The organism is Promicromonospora sp. Populi (assembly GCF_041081105.1).
Taxonomy (GTDB): domain Bacteria; phylum Actinomycetota; class Actinomycetes; order Actinomycetales; family Cellulomonadaceae; genus Promicromonospora.
On the sequence record NZ_CP163528.1, the window covers coordinates 622,741 to 642,046 of the forward strand.

A 19,306-nucleotide genomic window follows, 5' to 3' on the forward strand; every position below is an offset into this window, starting at 1 on the left:
CACCGTCGGCGCGGCACCTAGGTTGGCGCCATGTCCGGAGCTGAGATCGCGCACGCGTACTGGGACGACGTCGTCCGCCCGATCCTGGACCGCAAGCTGCCCGACCTGCCGCGCGCGGCAGGTCGGCTCGGCACCGGATCGGACGTGCTGGGCCTCGACGACGACACCTCACGCGACCACGACTGGGGGCTGCGACTGACGCTGCTCGTCCCGGCCGACCACGTGGACGAGGTCGACCAGCTCCTCGCCACGGCGCTCCCGGCGTCGTACCAGGGCTGGCCCACGGCGTTCGCCTTCTCGCAAGACCCGACCGTCCGGCACCGCGTCGAGGTCGCGGCGCCCGCCGACTTCGTGCGGTCGCGCACGGGGCTCGACGTCGGCGACACCATGACCGTGACCGACTGGCTCTCGCTGACCGGTCAGGCTGCCCTGGAGGTCACCGCCGGGCCCGTGTTCGAGGACACCTCCGGCGAGATCACCGCGCTGCGCGAACACCTCGCCTGGTATCCGCACGACGTCTGGCTGCACGTGCTGGCGGCCGACTGGACGCGCGTCGGGCAGGAGCTGCCGTTCGTGGGCCGCACCGGGCAGCTCGGCGACGACCTCGGCTCCCGGATGATCGCCGCCCGCCTGGCGACGGCCCTGGTCCGGCTGGGCTTCCTGCTGGAGCGGCGCTGGCCGGCGTACCCCAAGTGGGCCGGCACGCTGTTCGGGCGGCTGCCCGTGGCGCCGTCGGCCGGCCCGCACCTGGCCGCCGCGCTCGCGGCGGCGACCTGGCAGGAGCGCGACGCCGCCCTGCGCGCGGCGTGCGAGGCGCTGCACGACCGGCAGCGGGCCGTCGGGCTGCCCGTCCTGGACGGGCCGGCGTGCGAGGGCTTCTGGGACCGCCCGTTCACGGGCCTGCGCGACGGCGTGACCGGCACGCTGCGCGCGGCGATCACCGACCCGGAGGTGCTGGCGCTGCCGCACCGCGGGGGCGTCGAGCAGTGGGTGGACGACGTCGGCACGCTCACCGACCCGGGTGCGCGAGCCCGGCTCGCGCGGGCGTCCGGCGCCTGACTGCCCAGGCGCCGGACACCGGCGGCTCAGCTATGTGATCGGGAAATCAAAATAGGTGTCCGGGTACGGCTCGTCCTTCAGCGTGTAGTGCCACCACTCACGGTCGTACGAGCTGAAGCCGCTGGCCTCCATGATGTTGCAGAGGTGCTGACGGTTCTCCGCCTCGACCGGTGTGATGCCCTGCGCTCCGTGGTGCGAGACCACGTCCATCAGGTCGTGGTCACCCCCCATGGGGACGTGTTCGTCGGTGCCGAGCTGAAAGAGGCTCAGGTCGACGGTGCTGCCACGGCTGTGGCCCGACTTGACGGCCACATAGCCTTGTCCGAACATCTCGGCTCGCGCAATGTTCGGATAGTGCCGCTGCTTCTTCAGGCCGTCCTCCGGCTGCTCCGCCCAGCGCATAAAGGCATTTACAGCGCGTTGCGGGCGGTAACCGTCCCAGAGCAGCAGGCCGAAACCGAGAGGTGCGGCTTCTTTTTGCGCTTTTTCCAGAGCGGCGCACAAGGCCCTCGTGCCGATAATACGGTTCGCCACATAGCCGTCCACCGGCTTGCCGGTGAAGTTGTCCCAGGTGGCGTACTTGGCGTCCCAGCGTATTCCCGGCACGAACTCGTCTACCGGGACAAAATCATCCTGCATAAACGTCTTCCGCCAGCGCCAGCGACAGCACCCGGTCGAGCACCTCGGTCATCGGCAGCCCAGCGGCCGCCATCATCCTCGGGTAGCGGCTGTACGAGGTCATACCGGGGAAGGTGTTCACCTCGTTGAGCATGACGCTGCCGTCTTCCTTGAGGAACATGTCCACGCGCGCGATCCCGCCGCAGCCCAGGGCGCGATAGATGGCCTTCGCCGTCTCCTGGGCGAGCGTGCGTGCCTCGGCGGAGATGTCGGCGGGGACGACCACGGTGGCGTTGTCGGAGCCGCTCTCGGGCTCCTTCTCCTGGTGGATCCGGAAGAAGCCGTGGGTCAGGCCGATCTGGTCCACCTCGCCCGCGAACAGGTCCGGGTCGTTCCCCAGGATCGCGCAGCCGACCTCGCTGCCGACGATGGCCTGCTCGATCAGCACCTTCGAGTCGTACTGGCGGGCGACCTCGACCGCGCTCTGCAGCTCGTCCGCTCCGCGCACCTTGCTGACGCCGAAGGACGAACCGGAACGGGCCGGCTTCACGAAGATGGGATACGTGAACTGGTCCGGATCGATGGTCTCGTGCGACGCGAAGGTCCAGAAGTCCGGCGTCGCGATGCCCGCGCTTCGCGCGACGGTGAAGGCGAGGGACTTGTCCATGCACAGAGCAGAGCTCTGGATGTCGCAACCGACGTAGGGGATGCCGGAGAGCTCCAGCAGTCCCTGCATCGCGCCGTCCTCACCCTGCTTGCCGTGCAGCACGGGGAGCACGACGTCCAGGCTGATCGTCTCGTACTTGCCCTCGTCCAGGACGAGCAGCCCGTGGACGCTCCGGTCCGGGGACAGGACGGCCGGACGGAGCTCGCCGTTCTCCCAGTCTGCCGTAGGGCCGTCGACGAGCGACCACGCACCGTCCTTCGTGATCCCGATCCAGAACGGCTCGTACTTCTCTGTGTCAAGGCTCTTCGCGACTTCCTGCGCAGACTTGACGGAGATGGGATTTTCCTCGGAGCGGCCTCCGAACAGAATTCCGACCTTCAACCTATCCATGCTGCTACTCGCTTTCGAAGTTCAGGCAGTTGACAAGAGAGTTCTCGATGGTGTCGCTCAGTGCGTGGTCCGTGAAAAACGCGGTGTGCGGGCTGATGAGCACGTTCGGCATCTGCTGCAGCTTCAGCAACGACTTGTTCTCGATGGGGTTGTTCCTGCGGTCGGCGTAGAAGATGCCGTCCTCTCCTTCGAGGACGTCCAGCGCTGCGCCGCCCAGACTGTCGCTCTCCAGCGCCAGGATGAGTGCCTCGGTATCGATCAGTGAGCCGCGACCGGTATTGATGATGAACGCGCCGTGCTTCATCTGCTGGATACGCCGGCTGTCCAGGAGGTGGTACGTGTCCGCGTTGAGCGGTGCGTGGAGCGTGACGATGTCGCTCTGCTGCTGCAGCTGATCCAGGGCGACGTACTCGGCAGCGGCAGAGGTGCTGGAGCGACTGTCATGGGCCAGTATCCGGCTGCCGAAACCCTGCAGCCTGTCGATGACTGCCGCGCCGATGCGCCCTGTTCCGACGACCCCGACCGTCAGGTCGCGCAGTTCCTTGCCGCGTACGGCGTTCAGCCTGTAGTCATGGGTGTCTGTGCGGCGGATGGTGGACTTTGCGTGGCGCACCACCATCAGCATCAGCATCAGCGTGTAATCAGCCACGCTGTCGGGCGAATAGGCAACATTCCCGACCTGAATGCCAAGGCTCGCTGCGTACTCCACATCGAGATGGTTGTATCCGATGCTCCGCGTGGAGATGTACCGCACACCGTTCTGGCTGAGCGCAAGCAGGGTGGAATTCGTGATCTGGGTCTTGTGGCCGACGCTGATGCATCGACTTCCGGATGCCAGCTCGGCAGTAGCCTCAGATACCGCTTCCTTGGTGATGTTTGGTATCACGCCGAAGCGAGGCGCCATCTCTTGGAACAAGACGGCCTCATCCTGCTCGCATCCATAGATCGTAATATGCATTAAGCTGTAGTTCTCATTTTCGGGACGGCTGGAGAGACCGGGGACGGTAGCGACCGGGTGCGGCGGGCCGCTGTTCGTGCCGGTTCGCTGTGTGGCATGCGCCCTCGTGGAGGCGGCACGGCGTTGCGCGAACGTATCAGGTTTTCGATATCCGGCGCCACGAGCCGTAGGGATGCGCTCAGCCCGCCGAGGCGTCGGGGCGGAGCTCCGGGCAGGTGCCGCCGGGCTCCGTGAGCAGCTCGAAGTGCCAGATCTCGTTCGCGTACACCTGGCACAGCCCGTAGTCGGTCCCGTGCTCGATGAGCCAGTAGTCGGCCTCGGTCGGTCCGACGTCGACGGCGCTCCCGCCGACGTGTGCCGAGAGCTCGGGTGTGCTGACATGCTGCCGGGCCGCCTCGAGGCCGCCGTACTCCTGGACCGCGGCGTCGAGCAGCACCTGCTGAAAGGCGGGGCTGCGCCAGCCGCTCGTGATCCAGAAGTCGATGCCCTCGGCCGCCGCGTCGTCGGCAGCCTGCCGGACGGCGGCGGCGAGGTCCGGGTCGAGCCCGGTGATCGCCGGGATGTCGTCGTCGAGCATCGCCGCGCCGCCGGGTACGTCGCCCCCGTCCACGCCGGTCGCTGCGGCGGAGCCGGTAGTCCTTGCCGAGGTCGCGCCGGGGTCCAGGACGTCGTCGACGACCTGGACCACCGGGGAGCCGCGGTCCAGCAGAGGGTAGATGCCGAAGGCTGTGACCAGTGCGATGCCGAGGATCGCGAGGCCGGCCACCACGGGTCGTCGGCTCCTCCGACGGCGACCGTTGGGCCAGGCGCTGGGGCCGACGTGGGCGGGGGGACGAGTGAGTTCCTGTCGAGTCATGCCCCCAGCCCACCGGGAGCGACGTTGTCAGACCGTCTCGCTTTTTCCATACGCTCCCGATAGCTGCTGGGCGGGTGCTAGCCCTGCAGCTGCGGGTACAGGGCCGACAGCGGGGCCGAGAGCGCCTGCTTCACGTTGCGGCTCGTCTCGTCGGCGAGCACCTCGTGCTCGCCCGCCTCGAGGCCGTCGTAGATCGCCGCCACGATGTCGCGCGGGTCCTCCTTGGGCACGTCGAGGTCCGCGATGAGGGGTGTGTCCGTGTACCCGAGGTGCGCGCCGAGCAAGTGCGTCTTCTGGTCCAGCAGCTCCACCCGCAGCACGTTGCTGAGCGACCAGAAGGCCGCCTTGGTCGCCGAGTAGGGGCCGGTGCCGAGCCAGCTCAGCGCCGAGTGCACGTTGATGATGCCGCCGCCGTCGTTCCGGGCCAGCACCGGGGCGAAGGCCTGGACCATTCCGAGCTGTGCGAACACATTGGTCTCGAACACCGCGCGGACCGCCTCCAGCGGCGTGCTCAGCGTCGGGAGCCGGGAGTCGTTGATCCCGGCGTTGTTGATCAGCACCGTGGTGTCGGCGGCCTGCTCGGCCGCGGCGGCGACCGACTCGGGGGAGTTGATGTCCAGGGGGAGCGGCACAACCCGCGGGTCCGTCCACTCCCGCGACGTGCGGGCGCTGGCATAGACCTTTGCGGCGCCCCGCAGGAGGGCCTCGGCGACAAACGCGCGGCCCAGGCCGCCGTTCGCGCCGGTGACCAGGACCACGGCGTTCTTGAGGGTAGTCATCGGTAGGAGCTCGCTCTCGTGGGTGCTTCGCGGGGGCCGCGCGCCGTCGGGCAGGCGGCCTGAATTGGAAATGCCAACTTAGCAACCCTGACTACGGAAACACAACCCAGCCCGGCTAGGATGTGCACATGAGCGCAACACCCCGTGAGGTCAACGCCCGCTGCTCTGTCGCCCGGAGCCTGGAGGTGCTGGGGGAGAAGTGGGCGCTCCTGGTCGTCCGCGAAGCGTTCTTCGGCGTCACCCGGTTCGCCGACTTCCGCGCGCGGCTCGGCATCGCCCCCGACGTGCTCACGGCCCGGCTGGAAACCCTGGTCGAGGCCGGGGTGCTGGAGCGCCGGGCGTACCGCGACCAGGGCCAGCGGCAGCGCGACGAGTACGTGCTGACCGAGGCGGGAGCGGAGCTCAAGACCGTCCTCGCGGCGTTCGTCGCCTGGGGGGACGAGCACCGCCCGTCCGGGTTCGGACCGTCGATCGTCTACGTCGAGCAGGCCACGGAACGCCCGGTACGCCTGGCCTTCCTGACGGAAGACGGCCAGGAGCTCGCGCCGGACGCCGTCACGGTGGTACCCGGGCCGGGTGCGGTCGGCATCTCGGCCTGACCGGCCCGGCGGAGTGCGCCCTGACCGGCCCGGCGGAGTGCGCTCAGGCCGGGCCGGGGTGCGACCGGGCCGGGAGACCAGTGAGGTGGTACCGCCGTCGGGCGGAACCACCTCACTGGAGATGAGCGGGCACTACACGGGCAGGGTCAGTACGCCCGGAAGGTCTCGACAGTCCTGGCGGCGTAGTCGTACATCCACCACCGGTCCTGGTCGATCGTGCTGATATCGGCGTCGAGCTCCAGGTCCCGAACGGCCCACGTGCCGGACCCGCCGGCGTAGGCGTAGTCGTACCGGTTGACGTACACCCGCGTCGAGAACGTGGCGTTCTTGTCCGGGTCGCTGCCCGTGCGGATACGACGCACGTCGACACGGGTGTAGAGCGGGGTGCCGTCGTGGCTACCCAGGCTGAACGACACCGCGCCCCCTACCAGCAGCTTGTGGTTGCAGCGCACCTTGCCCTTGACCGTGACGTAGCCCGGCAGGTTCTTGGCGGCGATCGCGTACACGTCGACGCGGCAGCGCGCCTCGACGTAGCGGTCCTGCGTCGGCACGTAGTACGTGTCGCGCACGACAAGGTCGTCCTCCCAGGCAGCGGCGCTCGCGGGTGCCGCGAGGCCGACCGAGAGTGCGGTGCCGAGAGCGAGAGCGCCGGCCAGCAGAGCTGCGGCGCGCCGCCCGGTCCGGGTGGTCATTACCTTGTGGTTCTCTTTCATAGAGACTCCAGATGCTGAGGTGAGCCCGAGTCCGGGCTACACCTTGGAGTCTCCGGCATCCGGGAGTATCCGATGAGCCGAGACGAGCAAAACGCGCGGAGTTCACCCAAACCATCACCCGCCCCGTTGGACCGGGAAAGGTCCGCCACGATCAAGCGCTTGTGCATGCTTCTGGCCGCAAAGCCATGCACAACCGCTTGATCGTGGCGGACCTATCCGCCTACCTCGTCATCAGGCGGTATTGGGCCGCTACCTCCCTTGGGGTCGCCGCCTTGTCCAGGAGCTGGATCGTGTCCATGCTGCAGTTGCAGGGGTTCCGCTCCTGCGTGTCCTGCGGGAAGCTGCCGCCGATCTTGATCCCGCGCGGCGTCGTGTCCGACGAGCCCGAGCCGTCCACCTGCCACGGGTCGCCGGCGACCGTGTAGAAGCCCGGCACCCGCTCACCGTTCCGGTACAGGGCCATGCGACCGGTCGCGTAGTCGAACGTCGCGGCCAGGTGCACCCACTCGTCCTGCGGCAGCAGGGTGCGCCAGTCCTCGTGCGCGGCGAAGGTCTGCGACGCACCGCCGTCGATCCGTCGGCCGAGGGCGACCAGCCGCAGCTCGCCGTCCACCTCGATGATCTCCAGCAGCGCTCGGACGCCGTGCCCGTCGGAGTCGCCGCTGAGCACACCCGCCAGGCCCACGGCGTTGTAGAGGTCGTCCGGGTCGGCGGTGGTGGAGTTCGGGCTCGGGTTCTGGCCGGTCATCTTGACCCAGCCCATCACCGTGATCCCGTCCACGCCGGCCAGCCTGGACAGGGTGGGCACCCCGGCCGCGTTGAACACCCCTGCCTTCCAGTCGTCGTTGCCGGCCTCCAGGGGGTTCACCTGCCCGAGCTGGATGGAGTTGTTGCTGCCCGGGTAGGCGCCGTCGGCGACCCGCATGTCCTCCCCGCCGTTGATCAGGTTCAGGTAGGTGCGCGACGCGCCGCGGTCGATCTCGACGGACCCGTTCTGCTGGAACGGGTGCTCGAAGTCGTAGAAGCTCACCGAGCTGCCCTGCAGCGAGCGGGTGACGTCCTGCGGCACCGGAGCCTTGATCGTGTCTACGACCTTCCAGATCTTCCCGTTCGCCTTGGCGATCAGGTAGAGGTCGCCCGCGCTGTCGCGGCCCATCCGCAGGTCGGCCCGCTCGTCACCGGTGAAGTCGGGCATCCGCTTGCGGGTGCCGTCGGTGTCGTACAGCGCGAGCTCGTACATCTGGGCCTCGGCGCGGCCGCGCCGCATCTGCGACTCCTCGGCGTAGAAGACGCGCCCCTCGACCAGGTCGGTGAACAGGTACTTGCCCTTCAGAGCACGCAGGTCGCGGTCGTCGCCGCGGTAGACGAACCCGCCGCTGATGGCGTAGCCGCTGTCCGCGGTGCAGGACCAGCCGGGCGGCGGGTCGTGGTCGTAGGCGACGACGGGATACGTGAAGCCCAGCTCGGCGTCGTTCTCCGGGAGCGGGTAGAGGTTGCACCGGTCGGTCGAGTCGAAGACGTACTTGCCCTCCCGGACGCCCCAGCCGAAGTTGTCCCCGGCCTGCACGTCGTAGACCGCCTCGATCGCGTGCTCGCCGATGTGGCCCAGGAGCATGCGGGCGTCGTCGTGCCGGCTTTCCTGGTCCCAGCTGAACCGGTGCGGGTCACGCATGCCGATGGCGTAGATCTCGCCCAGCGTGCCCGGCGTGTCCACGAACGGGTTCGACGGCGGAATCCCGTACGTGCCGCCCGGCCCGTTGGTGCCCGCCGGGTCGATGCGCAGGATCTTGCCCGCCGGCGTCGCCCGGTCCTGCGGCACACCCGTGCCGACGCCGATGCCGCCGTCGCCTACCGCGAGGTAGAGCAGGCCGTAGTCCTCGTCGCCCGGCCGCGCCGTCGGGTTGAAGTCGATCTGCTGGATCGCGTGCACCTGGCCGGCGAAGCCCAGGCGCAGCACCTCCCGGCTCGTCCCGGTGAAGACGTCGGCGGACGGGTCGTCCGCCACCCACTCGGTCACCACGGAGTGCAGGAAGGTCGGGTTCTGCGGTGGGTAGGTGGTGGGGTCCGACGGCGGCCCTGCGTTGCCGGGGCGCTCGGAGTGCACCGTGTAGAAGGTGCCGTTGTCCTCGAAGTCCGGGTGGAACGCCGCGAACCCGAACCCGCTGCCCATACCGCGTCCCGAGAAGAACTCGGGGGCGAACCGGGCGGCTACGTCCAGGTAGACCTGTGGTTCGCCGCCGTCCTGAACGAAGTACAGCGGGCCGTTCAGGTCCGGCACGTAGGTGCGGCCCGAACCGTCGGGCAGCTCGCCGAGGGCGTTGATGCGGGCGTGCCGCATCAGCCGGCGGTCGATGGGCGCCGGGATGGGCTCCGTCTTCGGGAACTGGGCGTATTCCTGGAGCACGAGGCCCAGCGTGGACTGGATCTCCTCGGGCGCGGGGTCGGTGATCGGGCCGGTCTCGGCCGTCGCGGCCGGTGTCGCCGTCGCTAGCGTCGCCGTGGTCAGCCCGGCCAGCGCGGTGGCGGTGATCGCCACCGCGGCGACCGCCGACCGCCATCGTCTTCTGGTGCTCATGGTGCCTCCTGGGGATGTCGTCGTCATAGCGGAGTGCATGGCGGAGTGCATGGCTTGCGGAGCGGTTCGCGGGAGTGCGTCACCGGCAGAAGGGCTGCGCCCCGGCCGCGCTGAGGATGCCGCCAACCACGTGCGTCTCGAACGACCCGGCGCCCTCCAGCGTCGAGTCCTCGGTCCAGGCCGCCGGGTCGTGGCCGAGCGAGGTGATCCACGCGCGACCGCCGTCGTAGTACTGGCACCACGAGACCGGGTGGTCTCCCTCGTGCCCGGGATGGCCGTTGAACCCCGGCGCGTCGCCGATGGTGTCGGTGTTCACCTCGGCCAGGAACCGCACGCCCGTGGGGAAGGGCTCGAGGTTGTACCACTCGTCGCGGAAGTCCCACCGGCGCGGCAGGTCGCGTGTCGAGGCGTCGCGGCGGCTGATCGTCACCACCTCGCCGTCCCGGTGCGGGCCGTGGTCGTAGAAGTTGGCGCCGCCGAGCAGCCCCTGGAACCACGGCCAGTGGTACATCGCGCCCAGCGTGTTGTGGATCGCCACGAAGCCGCCGCCCGACCGGACGTACTGCAGCAGGGCGGTCTGGGACGCGTCGTCGAGCATGGTGCGCGAGTTGCTGAGGAACACCACGGCGTCGTACGGCGCGAGCTTGGCCGGGGCGTCGAGCTGGCGCACGTCCTCGGTCCAGTCCACCTCGAACCCGTACTCCTGCCCCCACCGGATCACGGCGTTCTGCGCGACGTGCGCCGAGGTGAGCGGCGGGTTCATCCCGGCGGGCAGCAGCGGCCCGAGGTGGGCGTGCCGGGAGACGCCGGTGGCGGTGAAGACGAGCACGCGCACCCGGCCGTCGTCGGTCCGGGGCAGGTCCCAGTCGTTGTAGCAGTCCGAGTCCGTGCCGCGGCAGACGCCGTAGTCGGCGACCTTGTCCTGGTACGTGTTCTGCGACGATCCGCCCTGGCCGGCTGCGGTGGCTTGGTCAGCGGACGACGGCGCGCCGCGCGTGGCCGGCGCGAGGTGCAGGCCGGCCAAGAGGGCGGCGAGGATCGCGAGGCCGAGCACGACCTGCCCCGCACCACCGATCGACTTTCCGAGCGTGTTCCTGAACGACATGACGGTTCTCCTTTGAACGGTCACCGGAGACAAGCTGTTGGTTGCCCACAACAGAGGGGGTTTACCGGGCCTCCTTTGGGCGGCCGCCCAGGTAGAGCTGGGCCAGGCGGGGATCCGCTAGGAGGTCCGGGGCTGGGCCCGTGATGTGGACGCGGCCCAGGTCTAGTACGCAGCCGATGTCTGCCGACTCCAGCGCTCGCCGCGCGTTCTGCTCCACGAGCAGCACCGCGGTGCCGGCGTCGCGCATGCGCTGCACCTGCTCGAACACGATGGCCGTCGCCTTGGGGTCGAGCCCCATGGAGGGCTCGTCCAGGAGCACCACCTTGGGCCGCACCATCAGCGAGCGGGCGAACTCGACCTGCTTCTGCTGCCCGCCCGACAGCGCGCCGGCCAGCGCCGACCAGCGCTCGCCGACCAGCGGGAACAGGCTGGTGACGAACTCGGTGCGCTCGGCGACCAGCGCCTTGTCGTGCACGGTGTAGGCGCCGAGCAGCACGTTCTCGGCGACCGTCATCTCGGGGAACACGCTGTGCCCCTGCGGCACGTGGGACAGCCCGGCGGCCAGGAGCTGCTGCGGCGTGCGCCCGGTCAGGTCCACGCCGTCGACCACCACCTGCCCGGCGCGCGGCTTGAGCAGACCGCTGGCCACCTTGAGCACCGTCGACTTGCCGGCGCCGTTCGGCCCCACGAGGCAGACCACGCTGGACGGCGCGACCGACACGGACAGCCCGCGCAGCACGAGGGCGGCGCGGCCGTAGCCGGCCTCGATGTCGGTCAGCCGGAGAAGGGGTTCAGACGCCAAGGTAAGCCTCCAGGACCAGAGGGTCGTCCTGCACGACGGCGGGAGTGCCCGCCGCTATCGGCCGGCCCCGGTCGAACACGACCACGTGGTCGCTCAGGCCCATCACGAGCTCCATGTTGTGCTCCACGATGATGAAGGTGCGGCCCTCGGCGTTGAGCTCGCGCACCAGGTCGGCGATGCGGTCCACGAGCGCGGGGTTCACGCCGCCGGCGGGCTCGTCGAGCATGATCGTGTGCGGGTCGCCCATGAGCACCCCCGCGAGCTCCAGCAGCTTCTGCTGGCCGTAGGAGATGTCGCGCGCCTCGGCGTGCTCCAGGTGGTCGATGCCGACGCGGGCCAGCAGCTCGCGGGCGCGGGCGACGTCGGCGGGGTTGCGCATACCCCGCAGGCGCTCAAGCAGGCCGTGGGGCTGCACCGCGACCAGCACGTTGTCCAGCACGGTGAGCCGGGGAAAGATGCGGCAGAGCTGGAAGCTGCGGCCGATCCCGGACCGGGCGATCCGGTGCGGCGCGAGTCCGGTCACGTCGCGGCCGGCGTAGGTCACGGTGCCGGCGTCGGGCTTGATCATGCCGGTGACGCAGTTGAAGAACGTCGTCTTGCCGGAGCCGTTGGGGCCGATGAGGGCGTTGATCTTGCCCTCGTGGAAGGTGACGGAGGCGCCGTCGATGGCGCGGACGCCGCCGAACGACTTGGTCAGGTCCGTCGTCGTGACGGAACCGGTCGGATCGGTCATGGTGTCGCCTCCTCGCGCTGCTTGGCCAGGTCCTCGGCGCTCACCTCGCGGATCGACGCCGCGTGACGGCGCCGGTTCACGAGCGAGGTCAGCGCCGGGATCACGCCGTCGGGCATGAACAGGACGACCAGGCCGAGCAGGATGCCGGTGGCGACCAGGTGGAACTGTGTGTCGCCGTACTGCGACTTGAACACCTCGACCGCGTAGCCGACGACGACGGCGCCCAGCAGCGGGCCGAAGAGGCTACGCACACCGCCGAGCAGCGACATGAGCACCATGTAGGTGCCGACCAGGATCGAGAACTGGAAGATCGGGTCGAGGTAGCCGAACCACAGCGCGTACAGGCCGCCGCCGAGCGCGGTGAAGAACGCGCTCACCACGAGCGCCGTCAGCTTGTAGGCAAAGGTGGGCACGCCGAGCGCCTGGGCCTTGTCCTCGTCCTCCCGGATGGCCTTGAGGCCCGCGCCGAGCCGGGACCGCTCGATCGCCCACCAGGTGAGCAGGGCCAGCGCGAGGAGCGCGGCGTGCAGGTAGAAGAACCGCTCGTGCTGCTCGGGCCGCAGCACCTCGGGGCCGAACGGTCGCGGCACGCGCAGCCCGCCCGAGCCGCCGGTGAACGTGGCCCAGCTCTGGAAGCTGAGCTGCAGGATGAGCACCAGGGCGATGGAGACGATGACGAACGACGCCCCGCGCACCCGCAGCGACGCGATGCCCACGGGGATCGCGATGAGCGCGACGATCAGGCCGCCCGCCACGAGCGCGAGCCACGGGTCGAGCCCGGTGCGGAGGATGAGCAGCGCCGTCGCGTACCCGCCGAGACCCGAGTAGGCGGCGTGGCCCAGCGAGATGTACCCGGTGAACCCGCCCACCAGGTTCCAGGAGGTCGCGAGCACGGCGTAGCTCAGGATCACCACGCCGACGGACAGGATGAACGGGTCGGGGGCCAGCGAGGGGAACAGCAGCACCACCGCGACGAGGGCGAGCAGGGCCGCGATCCGGGTCACGCGCGCCGTCGTCGGGCGCACTGCTGGGGTGGCGCTAGAAGCGTTGGGCAAGGCGACCTCCGAAGAATCCCTGCGGGCGGATCATGAGGGTCACGAACAGGGCGAGATAGAAGACGGTCTGCGCCCAGGTGGTGCCGAGCGGCACCTGCAGCAGGCTCGCGGCCACACCCAGCAGGAGGGCCGCGATCGCGGCCCCGGGAATGCTGCCCAGCCCGCCGACGACGATGATCGCCATCAGCGGACCGATCCAGTGCCAGTGCAGCGACGGATAGATCGTGTAGTCGAGCGCGAGCGCCGTGCCGCCGATCGCGGCGGTGGCCAGGCCCAGCCCGAAGCCGAGCCCGGCCACGCGGTCGGTGTCGATGCCGACCAGGCGTGCCGCCTCGGGGTGCTGGGTGGTGGCGCGCAGCGCCCGGCCGAACGAGGTCTTGCGCAGGATCAGGTACAGCGCCCCCAGCGAGATCGCCGCGAGGGCGAACGCGATCAGCTTGACGACGGCGATGCTGACTCCGCCCAGCTCGATGCTGGCGCTGGAGTAGTCGAGCTGGACCCGGCGCTGAGTGCCGGACCAGACGAACCCGAGCAGGCCCTCGATGGTCAGGGCGACGGCGAACGTCAGCAGCACCGACATCGTCGTGAGGCTGATCGGCCGCAGCCGGGAGACCAGGAACCGCTGCATGCCGTACCCGACCACAAAGAACAGCGGCACGGTGATGACCAGCGACAGCAGCGGGTCCAGGCCGGAGGTCTCGTGGAAGTACCAGGCAAGATAGGCGGCGAGGATCAGGAACGCGGAGTGCGCGATCATGACCACCCGCATCACGCCGAAGTACAGCGTCAGGCCCGCGGCCAGGAGGGCGTAGAGCCCGCCGAGCAAGATCCCCAGCACCAGGCTCTGCGCGAACAGGTCGCCGGTCATGCGATCACCATTCGGGCTTCGGGTGGATGAGCTCGGCTTCCGCGACGTCCTCCGGCAGCACGATCTTGATCTCGCCGTCGACGTACTGCTGGATGAGGTGGGCGCTCTGCGGCCGGCCCTCCGCGTCCCAGCTGAGTGCGCCGACCACCGTCTCCACCTCGTTGCTGTGCAGCCAGTCGATGAGCTGGGTCTGGCACTCCGGCGACGGGTCGGCGCAGCCGACGGCCTCCACCGCTGCCGCGACCACCTGGCCCGTGGTCCAGGCGTTTGCCTCGTCCTCGGCCGGGGGCGTGCCGTGCTCGGCCTCGTAGGCCTCCACGAACTCCTGGTTCGACGGGTAGGGCGCCGTCGGGGTGTAACCGGTGGGGGCGAGGATGCCCTCGGTCTTCTCGCCGATCGCGGCGGGGAACTCGGCGTTTGTCGGCGCCCCGGAGATCGCGGCCATCTCGGGCTGGTAGCCCTGCTGCTGCAGCGCGACGACGAGGTTCACCCCGTCCTGGTACTGCGACCCGACGATGAGCAGGTCCGCTTCTGAGTCCGCGATCTCGGCGGCGATGCCGCTGAAGTCCGTGGTGTTGGGCGGGTAGACCTCGTCGACCACCACCTCGATGCCCTCCGCCGCCAGCGCGTCGCGCAGGCCGTACGCGGTGCCCTGGGCGAACGGGTCGTCCATGGAGGCCACGGCGATCGTCTCGGGCCGCTCGCCGGTGGGCAGGGCGAGGATGTACTCGGCGAGGTGGGCGTAGTGGTCGTCGGCGATGGCCGGCGCGGCGTAGAACAGGTTGGTGAACCCCTGCTCGAACACCTCGGCGGCGGCGCCCGCGGGCTCCACGAACAGGAACCCGTAGTCCTGCGCCACCTGGGCCGCCGGCACCACGAGCCGGGTCGAGAACGGCCCGAAGACGAGGTCGACGCCGTCCTGGTTGATGAGCCGCTCGTAGTCGGAGGCGACGCGGTCCGCGTTGGACTGGTCGTCGACGATGACCAGCTCCACCTGCCGGCCCAGCAGGCCGCCGTTCTCGTTCACGTGCGCGGCCCACGCCTCGTAGCCGCGCTGCACACCCTTGCCCGGCTCGGCGAAGTCACCGGTCAGGGGCAGCGAGACACCGACGACGATCGGGTCGTCCGGGCCGGCTGTCTCGCCGCTCTGATCGGGGCTCGCCAGGCACGCCGACAGGGTCAGCGCAGTGGTCGCGCCAATAACCGCTACCGTCAGTCCTCTGGTTGCTCTCATGACTCCACTCCTTTGTGGCAAGCGCTTCCCGTAACCGCTTACGGCACTCTAGGAACATGGGGCACCTGGTGACAAGGGCCTGGGGATTATCTGTGGGGAGGAGATCTCATGCGGAAGCACACCGCGGGGTTGCGCCTGATCGACGTCGCCGAGCGGGCCGGCGTGTCCATCGCCACCGCGTCGCGCGCACTCTCCGGCGCGACCGGAGTGTCCGAGGCGCTGGCGGAGCGAGTGCGGGCGGTCGCCGCCGACCTCGGCTACGTGGCCAACGTGCACGCGCGGTCGCTCGCCAGCGGCGCCAGCCCGGGGATCGGGCTCGTGGTGCACGAGATCGGCGACCCGTACTTCGCCGAGATCGCCAGCGGCGTGCTGGAGGTCGCCGGCGGAGCCGGGCGCATGGTCCAGATCTGCCACACCGGCCGCGACCCGTACGCCGAGGTGGCGCAGCTACGGGCGCTCGCGGCCGCCGGGGTCGGGATCATCGTCGTGGCCGGGTCCGGTCATCTCGACCGGGGCGTCCAGGCGCAGATGAAGGCGCAGGTGCAGAGCTTCGAGGCCGCGGGCGGACGGGTCGCCGTGATCGGCCGGCACCCTCAGCTTGGCGTCGACGCGGTGGTGCCCGAGAACGTCGAGGGTGGGCAGGCGATCGCCGAGCACCTGCTGGAGCTGGGTCACCGGCGTATCGGCGTGGCGTCGGGCTCGCGCCAGCTCGCGACCATGGCCGACCGGCTCTCCGGTGTGGAGCAGGCGCTGGGCGAGTACGGCCTGGTGCTCGATGACCTGCCGGTGGTCGAGGCGGAGTTCACGCTGGAGGGCGGCAAGGAGGCCGCCCGGCGCATCCTCGACCAGCACCCGGACGTCACGGCGATCCTCGCCCTGAACGACGACATGGCCGTGGGCGTGCTGTCGGTGCTGGGGGAGCGGGGGATTGCTGTGCCGGGCGAGGTGTCCGTCACGGGGTTCGACGACGTCACGGTGGCCGGGCACCTGTCGCCCGCCCTGACGACCGTGCACCTGCCGATGAAGGAGATGGGGCGCCAGGCGCTGGAGCTAGCGCTGCTGCCGCGGGCTACGCGGCCGCGCCGCCGGACGGCGGAGCAGCGACTGATGGTGCGCGCGTCGACTGCCGGGGTGCGGGGCTGACGTTCTGGGCATGATCGGGACGTAGCGCTTCGGGGCGGGACCCGCGGGGAGACACTACGAATTCGAAGTGTGTTACTGGTTGTAGACAACGTCTACGCACAGCAACACACCTCGAATTCGTAGTGTTACCCCGAGTCGTTCAGACCGGGAGCAGCGCCGGCCCGCCCGATCCGTGGCAGGCTGTGCGCCATGTTGAGAACGACTCCCGTTAGCCCTCTCCGCGACGGAGGGTGCTGACGTGGCCGACCTGCTCATGATCGAGAGCTGGCTCCAGTCCACCGGCCTGATGCTTCCGCCCCTGCTGCGCGACGCCGGCCACCGGTACGTCCTGGTCACCCGCGACCCCGACCTGTACCGCCTGCCCGACGGCGCGCCTCACCCCGTCCTGGCGCTCGCCGACGAGGTGATCATCGCGGAGACGAATCACGACGCCGCGCTCGTCGCCGCCGCACGTGAGGTCGCGGCCCGACGTCGGATCGACGGCGTGCTGACCACCTGCGACTACTACCTGCCGGCGGTCGCGCTGGTTGCCGAGCACCTCGGCCTGCCCGGGGCGCCGGCCGAGGCGCTGCGCATCGCGACGCGCAAGCACCTGGTGCGCCAGGCGCTCGTGGCCGGGGGAGTGCCGGACGTGCCGCACGCGGTCGCGTCCACCTGGGAGCAGGCGCGCAAGGAAGCCGCGAGCCTCGGCTACCCGCTGGTGGTCAAGCCCGTGGACATGAACTCCGGGACAGCCGTGCGCAAGGTGGTGGACGAGGCCGGGCTCGCCGTGGCGTTCGCCGAGGCGACCGGTCCCGAGCGCAACACGCGGGACCAGCCGCTGGAGCGGCTCGCGCTCCTGGAACGGGTCGTCGAGGGCCCGGAGTACAGCGTCGAGTCCGTGACCCGCGACGGCGTGACGCGGGTGCTGGGCATCACCGCGAAGACGGTCGTGGAGCCGGACGTCGAGGGCGGTTCAGGATTCGTCGAGTCCGGGCACCTGTTCCCGGCCCCGTTGGCGCCGGACGCGCGCCGCGCGATCGAGGACCACATCGTGGCGGTGCTCGACGCCGTCGGGCTCACGCACGGGATCAGTCACACCGAGGTGCGGCTCACCGCCGTCGGGCCGCGGTTGATCGAGCTGAACCCTCGCCAGGGCGGGGGCTACATCTTCGAGCTGGTGCGGCTCGTGACGGGCTTCAACCCGCTGCAGGTGCTGGTGGACCTGGCGCTCGGCAGCGAGCCGGTGCCCGGCCCCGCGGTCGCGGCGAGTGCAGCGGTCACGTTCCTGCTGCCGCAGGCAGCCGGCGTCGTGCAGGAGGTGCGGGGCGCGCAGCGCCTGGCCGACGACGACCGCGTCCTGGCCCACGAGACGCCGTCGCCCGGCCGCGAGGTGCGGCCGGGCGACAACAACAATCGGATCGGACACGTGCTGGTCGGGGACCCGACGGGTTACCAGGCGAAGGCCTGGGCGGACGAGATCGCGGCCAGCCTGGACGTGGTGATCGACGCCGGAGCGCCCGCCCGCTGACCGGGCAGTTCTTGGTTGTGGGCGTGACCGTTGCGCCTAAACCGGACGCGTGGTCGCAACGATCGCGCCCACAACAACGCCCCGGCGCTTGTGCGCCGGGGCGTCGGTCGTTCCGTGTGGTGGAGGCCGCGTCAGTCCGGGACGAACAGGCCGCGGCGGACGGCGGGGATCAGGCGCGCCGGGATGCGTACCTGGCGGCCGTCCACGGTTACCGCGACGAGGTCGGGTACCAGGGCCTTCCACTGCGAGCGCCGGGATCGTGTGCGCGATCGGGACATCTTTCTCTTGGGGACCGCCATGACGGCCTCCTCTCTGTTGCTGGGCCGCTATCGGCGTCCCGCCAGGAGCGCTGAGGTCAGCGCTCCTCGCGGAACTCCACGTGCTTGCGGGCGACCGGGTCGAACTTGCGCAGGACCATGCGGTCTGGGTCGTTGCGCCGGTTCTTGCGGGTCACGTACGTGAAGCCGGTGCCCGCCGTCGAGCGCAGCTTGATGATTGGTCGCAGATCCACGCGCGAGGCCATCAGCTACCGTCCTTGCTGGAGTTGTTGTTGGTGCGGGTGCCGTAGCGCTGCCGGAACTTCTCGACGCGTCCGGCGGTGTCGACCACGCGGGCCGATCCGGTCCAGAACGGGTGGCTGGCGCTGCTGATGTCGATGTCGACGACGGGGTAGGTGCGGCCGTCGGTCCACTCGATGGTCGACGCCGGGCGGCCGGGGCCGGCGTCCGCGTCGCCCGCGAGCGTGGAGCGGGTCAGGAACGTGTAGCCCGCGCTCACGTCGCGGAACACCACGGGACCGTAGGTGGGGTGCAGGTTCTGCCTCATGTCTGTCTCCTTCTCGCTCAGCCCTGGCGCGCCTTCCAGCGCGGGTTGAGCTTGTTGATCACGAACGTCTTGCCGTGCCGGAGCACTACCTTCGCGCCGGGCTTGTTCTTCAGGGACCGCAGCGATGCGCGAACCTTCATGTGCCGCTCCTTCTTCTCGGGCGTCTTCTCGGGCGTCTGATTGGCGAGCCGGTCACCAGCTGGACTTGGTCACGCCGGGCAGCTCGCCCTGGTGCGCCATCTGGCGCAGCCGGATGCGGGACAGGCCGAACTTGCGCGAGTAGGCGCGGGGCCGGCCGTCGACGACGTCGCGGTTGCGCAGCCGGGTCGGGCTGGCGTCGCGCGGCTGCTTGGCCAGCGCGTCGGCGGCGGCCTGCCGCTCCTCGGGAGGCAGATCCAGCTTCCGGAGGGTGCGCCGCAGCTCCGCGCGTCGCTCGGCGTACCGGGCGACCACCTCGCGGCGTCGGGCATCGGCGGCGATCTTCGACTTCTTTGCCATCAGACTTTCTCCCCTCGGGCGCGGATCCGGGCGACGACGACGTCGATGCCCAAGCGATCGATGGTCTTGATGCCCTTGGCACTCACGCGGAGCGTGACGTTGCGGCCGAGCGACGGGACCCAGTAGCGCTTCTTCTGGATGTTCGGGTCGAACCGGCGCTTGGTTCGCACGTGGGAGTGCGAGACCGAGTGACCGAACCCCGGGACGGTGCCCAGCACCTGGCATCTGGCTGACACAAGACCTCCTGTGTGGCGGCGAGCCCGCCGTCGCGTTTGAGAACGATTCTCATCACGCGCTACAGTGAACCAGAACTGAGAAC

General features: G+C 69.8%; 23 protein-coding genes. 4 read left to right on the forward strand and 19 right to left on the reverse strand.

Annotated elements, in window-relative coordinates:
- Window positions 1-30: 30 nt before the first annotated feature.
- Complete coding sequence (locus tag AB1046_RS02740) at window positions 31-1,059, forward strand: DUF4037 domain-containing protein (RefSeq protein ID WP_369372267.1); 1,029 nt, start codon at window positions 31-33, stop codon at window positions 1,057-1,059.
- Window positions 1,060-1,089: 30 nt separating this feature from the next.
- Here AB1046_RS02740 and vanX read toward each other — a convergent pair whose 3' ends face one another.
- The 5 genes from vanX to AB1046_RS02765 all read right to left on the reverse strand — a co-directional run bounded on the left by vanX (window position 1,090) and on the right by AB1046_RS02765 (window position 5,327).
- The gene (vanX, locus tag AB1046_RS02745) at window positions 1,090-1,698 is read right to left on the reverse strand and encodes a D-Ala-D-Ala dipeptidase VanX (protein WP_369372268.1); all 609 of its coding nucleotides are present in this window, start codon (window positions 1,696-1,698) and stop codon (window positions 1,090-1,092) included.
- The gene (gene vanA / locus AB1046_RS02750) at window positions 1,688-2,734 is read right to left on the reverse strand and encodes a D-alanine--(R)-lactate ligase (RefSeq protein ID WP_369372269.1); all 1,047 of its coding nucleotides are present in this window, start codon (window positions 2,732-2,734) and stop codon (window positions 1,688-1,690) included. The genes vanX and vanA overlap by 11 nt, the downstream gene beginning before the upstream one ends.
- Window positions 2,735-2,738: 4 nt before the next feature.
- Window positions 2,739-3,692, reverse strand: coding sequence for a D-isomer specific 2-hydroxyacid dehydrogenase family protein (locus AB1046_RS02755; RefSeq protein ID WP_369372270.1), 954 nt, complete (start codon window positions 3,690-3,692; stop codon window positions 2,739-2,741).
- A 178-nt stretch (window positions 3,693-3,870) separates the two neighbouring features.
- A complete protein-coding gene (locus AB1046_RS02760) occupies window positions 3,871-4,548 on the reverse strand; it encodes a M15 family metallopeptidase (protein WP_369372271.1) in 678 nt (225 codons plus the stop codon).
- Window positions 4,549-4,625: 77 nt separating this feature from the next.
- Window positions 4,626-5,327, reverse strand: a complete 702-nt coding sequence (locus AB1046_RS02765; RefSeq protein WP_369372272.1) for an SDR family oxidoreductase — start codon at window positions 5,325-5,327, stop codon at window positions 4,626-4,628.
- 128 nt (window positions 5,328-5,455) lie between these two features.
- Here AB1046_RS02765 and AB1046_RS02770 point away from each other — a divergent pair, with 128 nt between their 5' ends.
- Entirely contained in the window at window positions 5,456-5,926 is a 471-nt protein-coding gene (locus AB1046_RS02770; RefSeq protein ID WP_369372273.1) for a winged helix-turn-helix transcriptional regulator, read from the forward strand.
- Between the two features lie 146 nt (window positions 5,927-6,072).
- On the opposite strand, the gene AB1046_RS02775 is transcribed toward AB1046_RS02770, so the two are convergent.
- The 8 genes from AB1046_RS02775 to AB1046_RS02810 form a co-directional block, all read right to left on the reverse strand.
- The gene (locus AB1046_RS02775) at window positions 6,073-6,618 is read right to left on the reverse strand and encodes a hypothetical protein (protein WP_369372274.1); all 546 of its coding nucleotides are present in this window, start codon (window positions 6,616-6,618) and stop codon (window positions 6,073-6,075) included.
- Window positions 6,619-6,859: 241 nt separating this feature from the next.
- A complete protein-coding gene (locus AB1046_RS02780) occupies window positions 6,860-9,214 on the reverse strand; it encodes a PQQ-dependent sugar dehydrogenase (protein ID WP_369372275.1) in 2,355 nt (784 codons plus the stop codon).
- A 79-nt stretch (window positions 9,215-9,293) separates the two neighbouring features.
- Window positions 9,294-10,319: a ThuA domain-containing protein gene (locus AB1046_RS02785; protein WP_369372276.1), complete on the reverse strand. Its 1,026-nt coding sequence runs from the start codon at window positions 10,317-10,319 to the stop codon at window positions 9,294-9,296.
- Window positions 10,320-10,380: 61 nt separating this feature from the next.
- On the reverse strand, window positions 10,381-11,121 hold the full coding sequence (locus tag AB1046_RS02790) for an ABC transporter ATP-binding protein (RefSeq protein ID WP_369372277.1): 741 nt from the start codon (window positions 11,119-11,121) through the stop codon (window positions 10,381-10,383).
- Entirely contained in the window at window positions 11,111-11,854 is a 744-nt protein-coding gene (locus AB1046_RS02795; protein ID WP_369372278.1) for an ABC transporter ATP-binding protein, read from the reverse strand. The genes AB1046_RS02790 and AB1046_RS02795 overlap by 11 nt, the downstream gene beginning before the upstream one ends.
- A complete protein-coding gene (locus AB1046_RS02800) occupies window positions 11,851-12,909 on the reverse strand; it encodes a branched-chain amino acid ABC transporter permease (RefSeq protein ID WP_369372279.1) in 1,059 nt (352 codons plus the stop codon). The genes AB1046_RS02795 and AB1046_RS02800 overlap by 4 nt, the downstream gene beginning before the upstream one ends.
- Window positions 12,893-13,777: a branched-chain amino acid ABC transporter permease gene (locus AB1046_RS02805; RefSeq protein WP_369372280.1), complete on the reverse strand. Its 885-nt coding sequence runs from the start codon at window positions 13,775-13,777 to the stop codon at window positions 12,893-12,895. The genes AB1046_RS02800 and AB1046_RS02805 overlap by 17 nt, the downstream gene beginning before the upstream one ends.
- A gap of 4 nt (window positions 13,778-13,781) precedes the next feature.
- On the reverse strand, window positions 13,782-15,011 hold the full coding sequence (locus AB1046_RS02810) for an amino acid ABC transporter substrate-binding protein (RefSeq protein ID WP_369372281.1): 1,230 nt from the start codon (window positions 15,009-15,011) through the stop codon (window positions 13,782-13,784).
- Between the two features lie 108 nt (window positions 15,012-15,119).
- Between AB1046_RS02810 and AB1046_RS02815 the strand changes: the two genes are divergently transcribed.
- Window positions 15,120-16,154, forward strand: coding sequence for a LacI family DNA-binding transcriptional regulator (locus AB1046_RS02815; protein WP_369372282.1), 1,035 nt, complete (start codon window positions 15,120-15,122; stop codon window positions 16,152-16,154).
- Window positions 16,155-16,392: 238 nt separating this feature from the next.
- The gene (locus AB1046_RS02820; protein ID WP_369372283.1) at window positions 16,393-17,664 is read left to right on the forward strand and encodes an ATP-grasp domain-containing protein; all 1,272 of its coding nucleotides are present in this window, start codon (window positions 16,393-16,395) and stop codon (window positions 17,662-17,664) included.
- Between the two features lie 131 nt (window positions 17,665-17,795).
- Here AB1046_RS02820 and rpmF read toward each other — a convergent pair whose 3' ends face one another.
- Genes rpmF through rpmB form a run of 6 tightly spaced genes read right to left on the reverse strand, consistent with a single transcriptional unit; the run spans window position 17,796 to window position 19,223 of the window.
- Complete coding sequence (gene rpmF / locus AB1046_RS02825) at window positions 17,796-17,963, reverse strand: 50S ribosomal protein L32 (RefSeq protein WP_369372284.1); 168 nt, start codon at window positions 17,961-17,963, stop codon at window positions 17,796-17,798.
- 56 nt (window positions 17,964-18,019) lie between these two features.
- Window positions 18,020-18,187, reverse strand: a complete 168-nt coding sequence (gene rpmG / locus AB1046_RS02830; protein WP_369372285.1) for a 50S ribosomal protein L33 — start codon at window positions 18,185-18,187, stop codon at window positions 18,020-18,022.
- Entirely contained in the window at window positions 18,187-18,489 is a 303-nt protein-coding gene (locus tag AB1046_RS02835) for a type B 50S ribosomal protein L31 (protein WP_369372286.1), read from the reverse strand. The genes rpmG and AB1046_RS02835 overlap by 1 nt, the downstream gene beginning before the upstream one ends.
- A 17-nt stretch (window positions 18,490-18,506) precedes the next feature.
- Entirely contained in the window at window positions 18,507-18,629 is a 123-nt protein-coding gene (ykgO, locus tag AB1046_RS02840; RefSeq protein WP_369372287.1) for a type B 50S ribosomal protein L36, read from the reverse strand.
- 52 nt (window positions 18,630-18,681) lie between these two features.
- A complete protein-coding gene (gene rpsN / locus AB1046_RS02845) occupies window positions 18,682-18,987 on the reverse strand; it encodes a 30S ribosomal protein S14 (RefSeq protein WP_369372288.1) in 306 nt (101 codons plus the stop codon).
- Entirely contained in the window at window positions 18,987-19,223 is a 237-nt protein-coding gene (gene rpmB / locus AB1046_RS02850) for a 50S ribosomal protein L28 (RefSeq protein ID WP_369372289.1), read from the reverse strand. Before rpmB ends, rpsN begins: the two co-directional genes overlap by 1 nt.
- Window positions 19,224-19,306 lie beyond the last annotated feature (83 nt).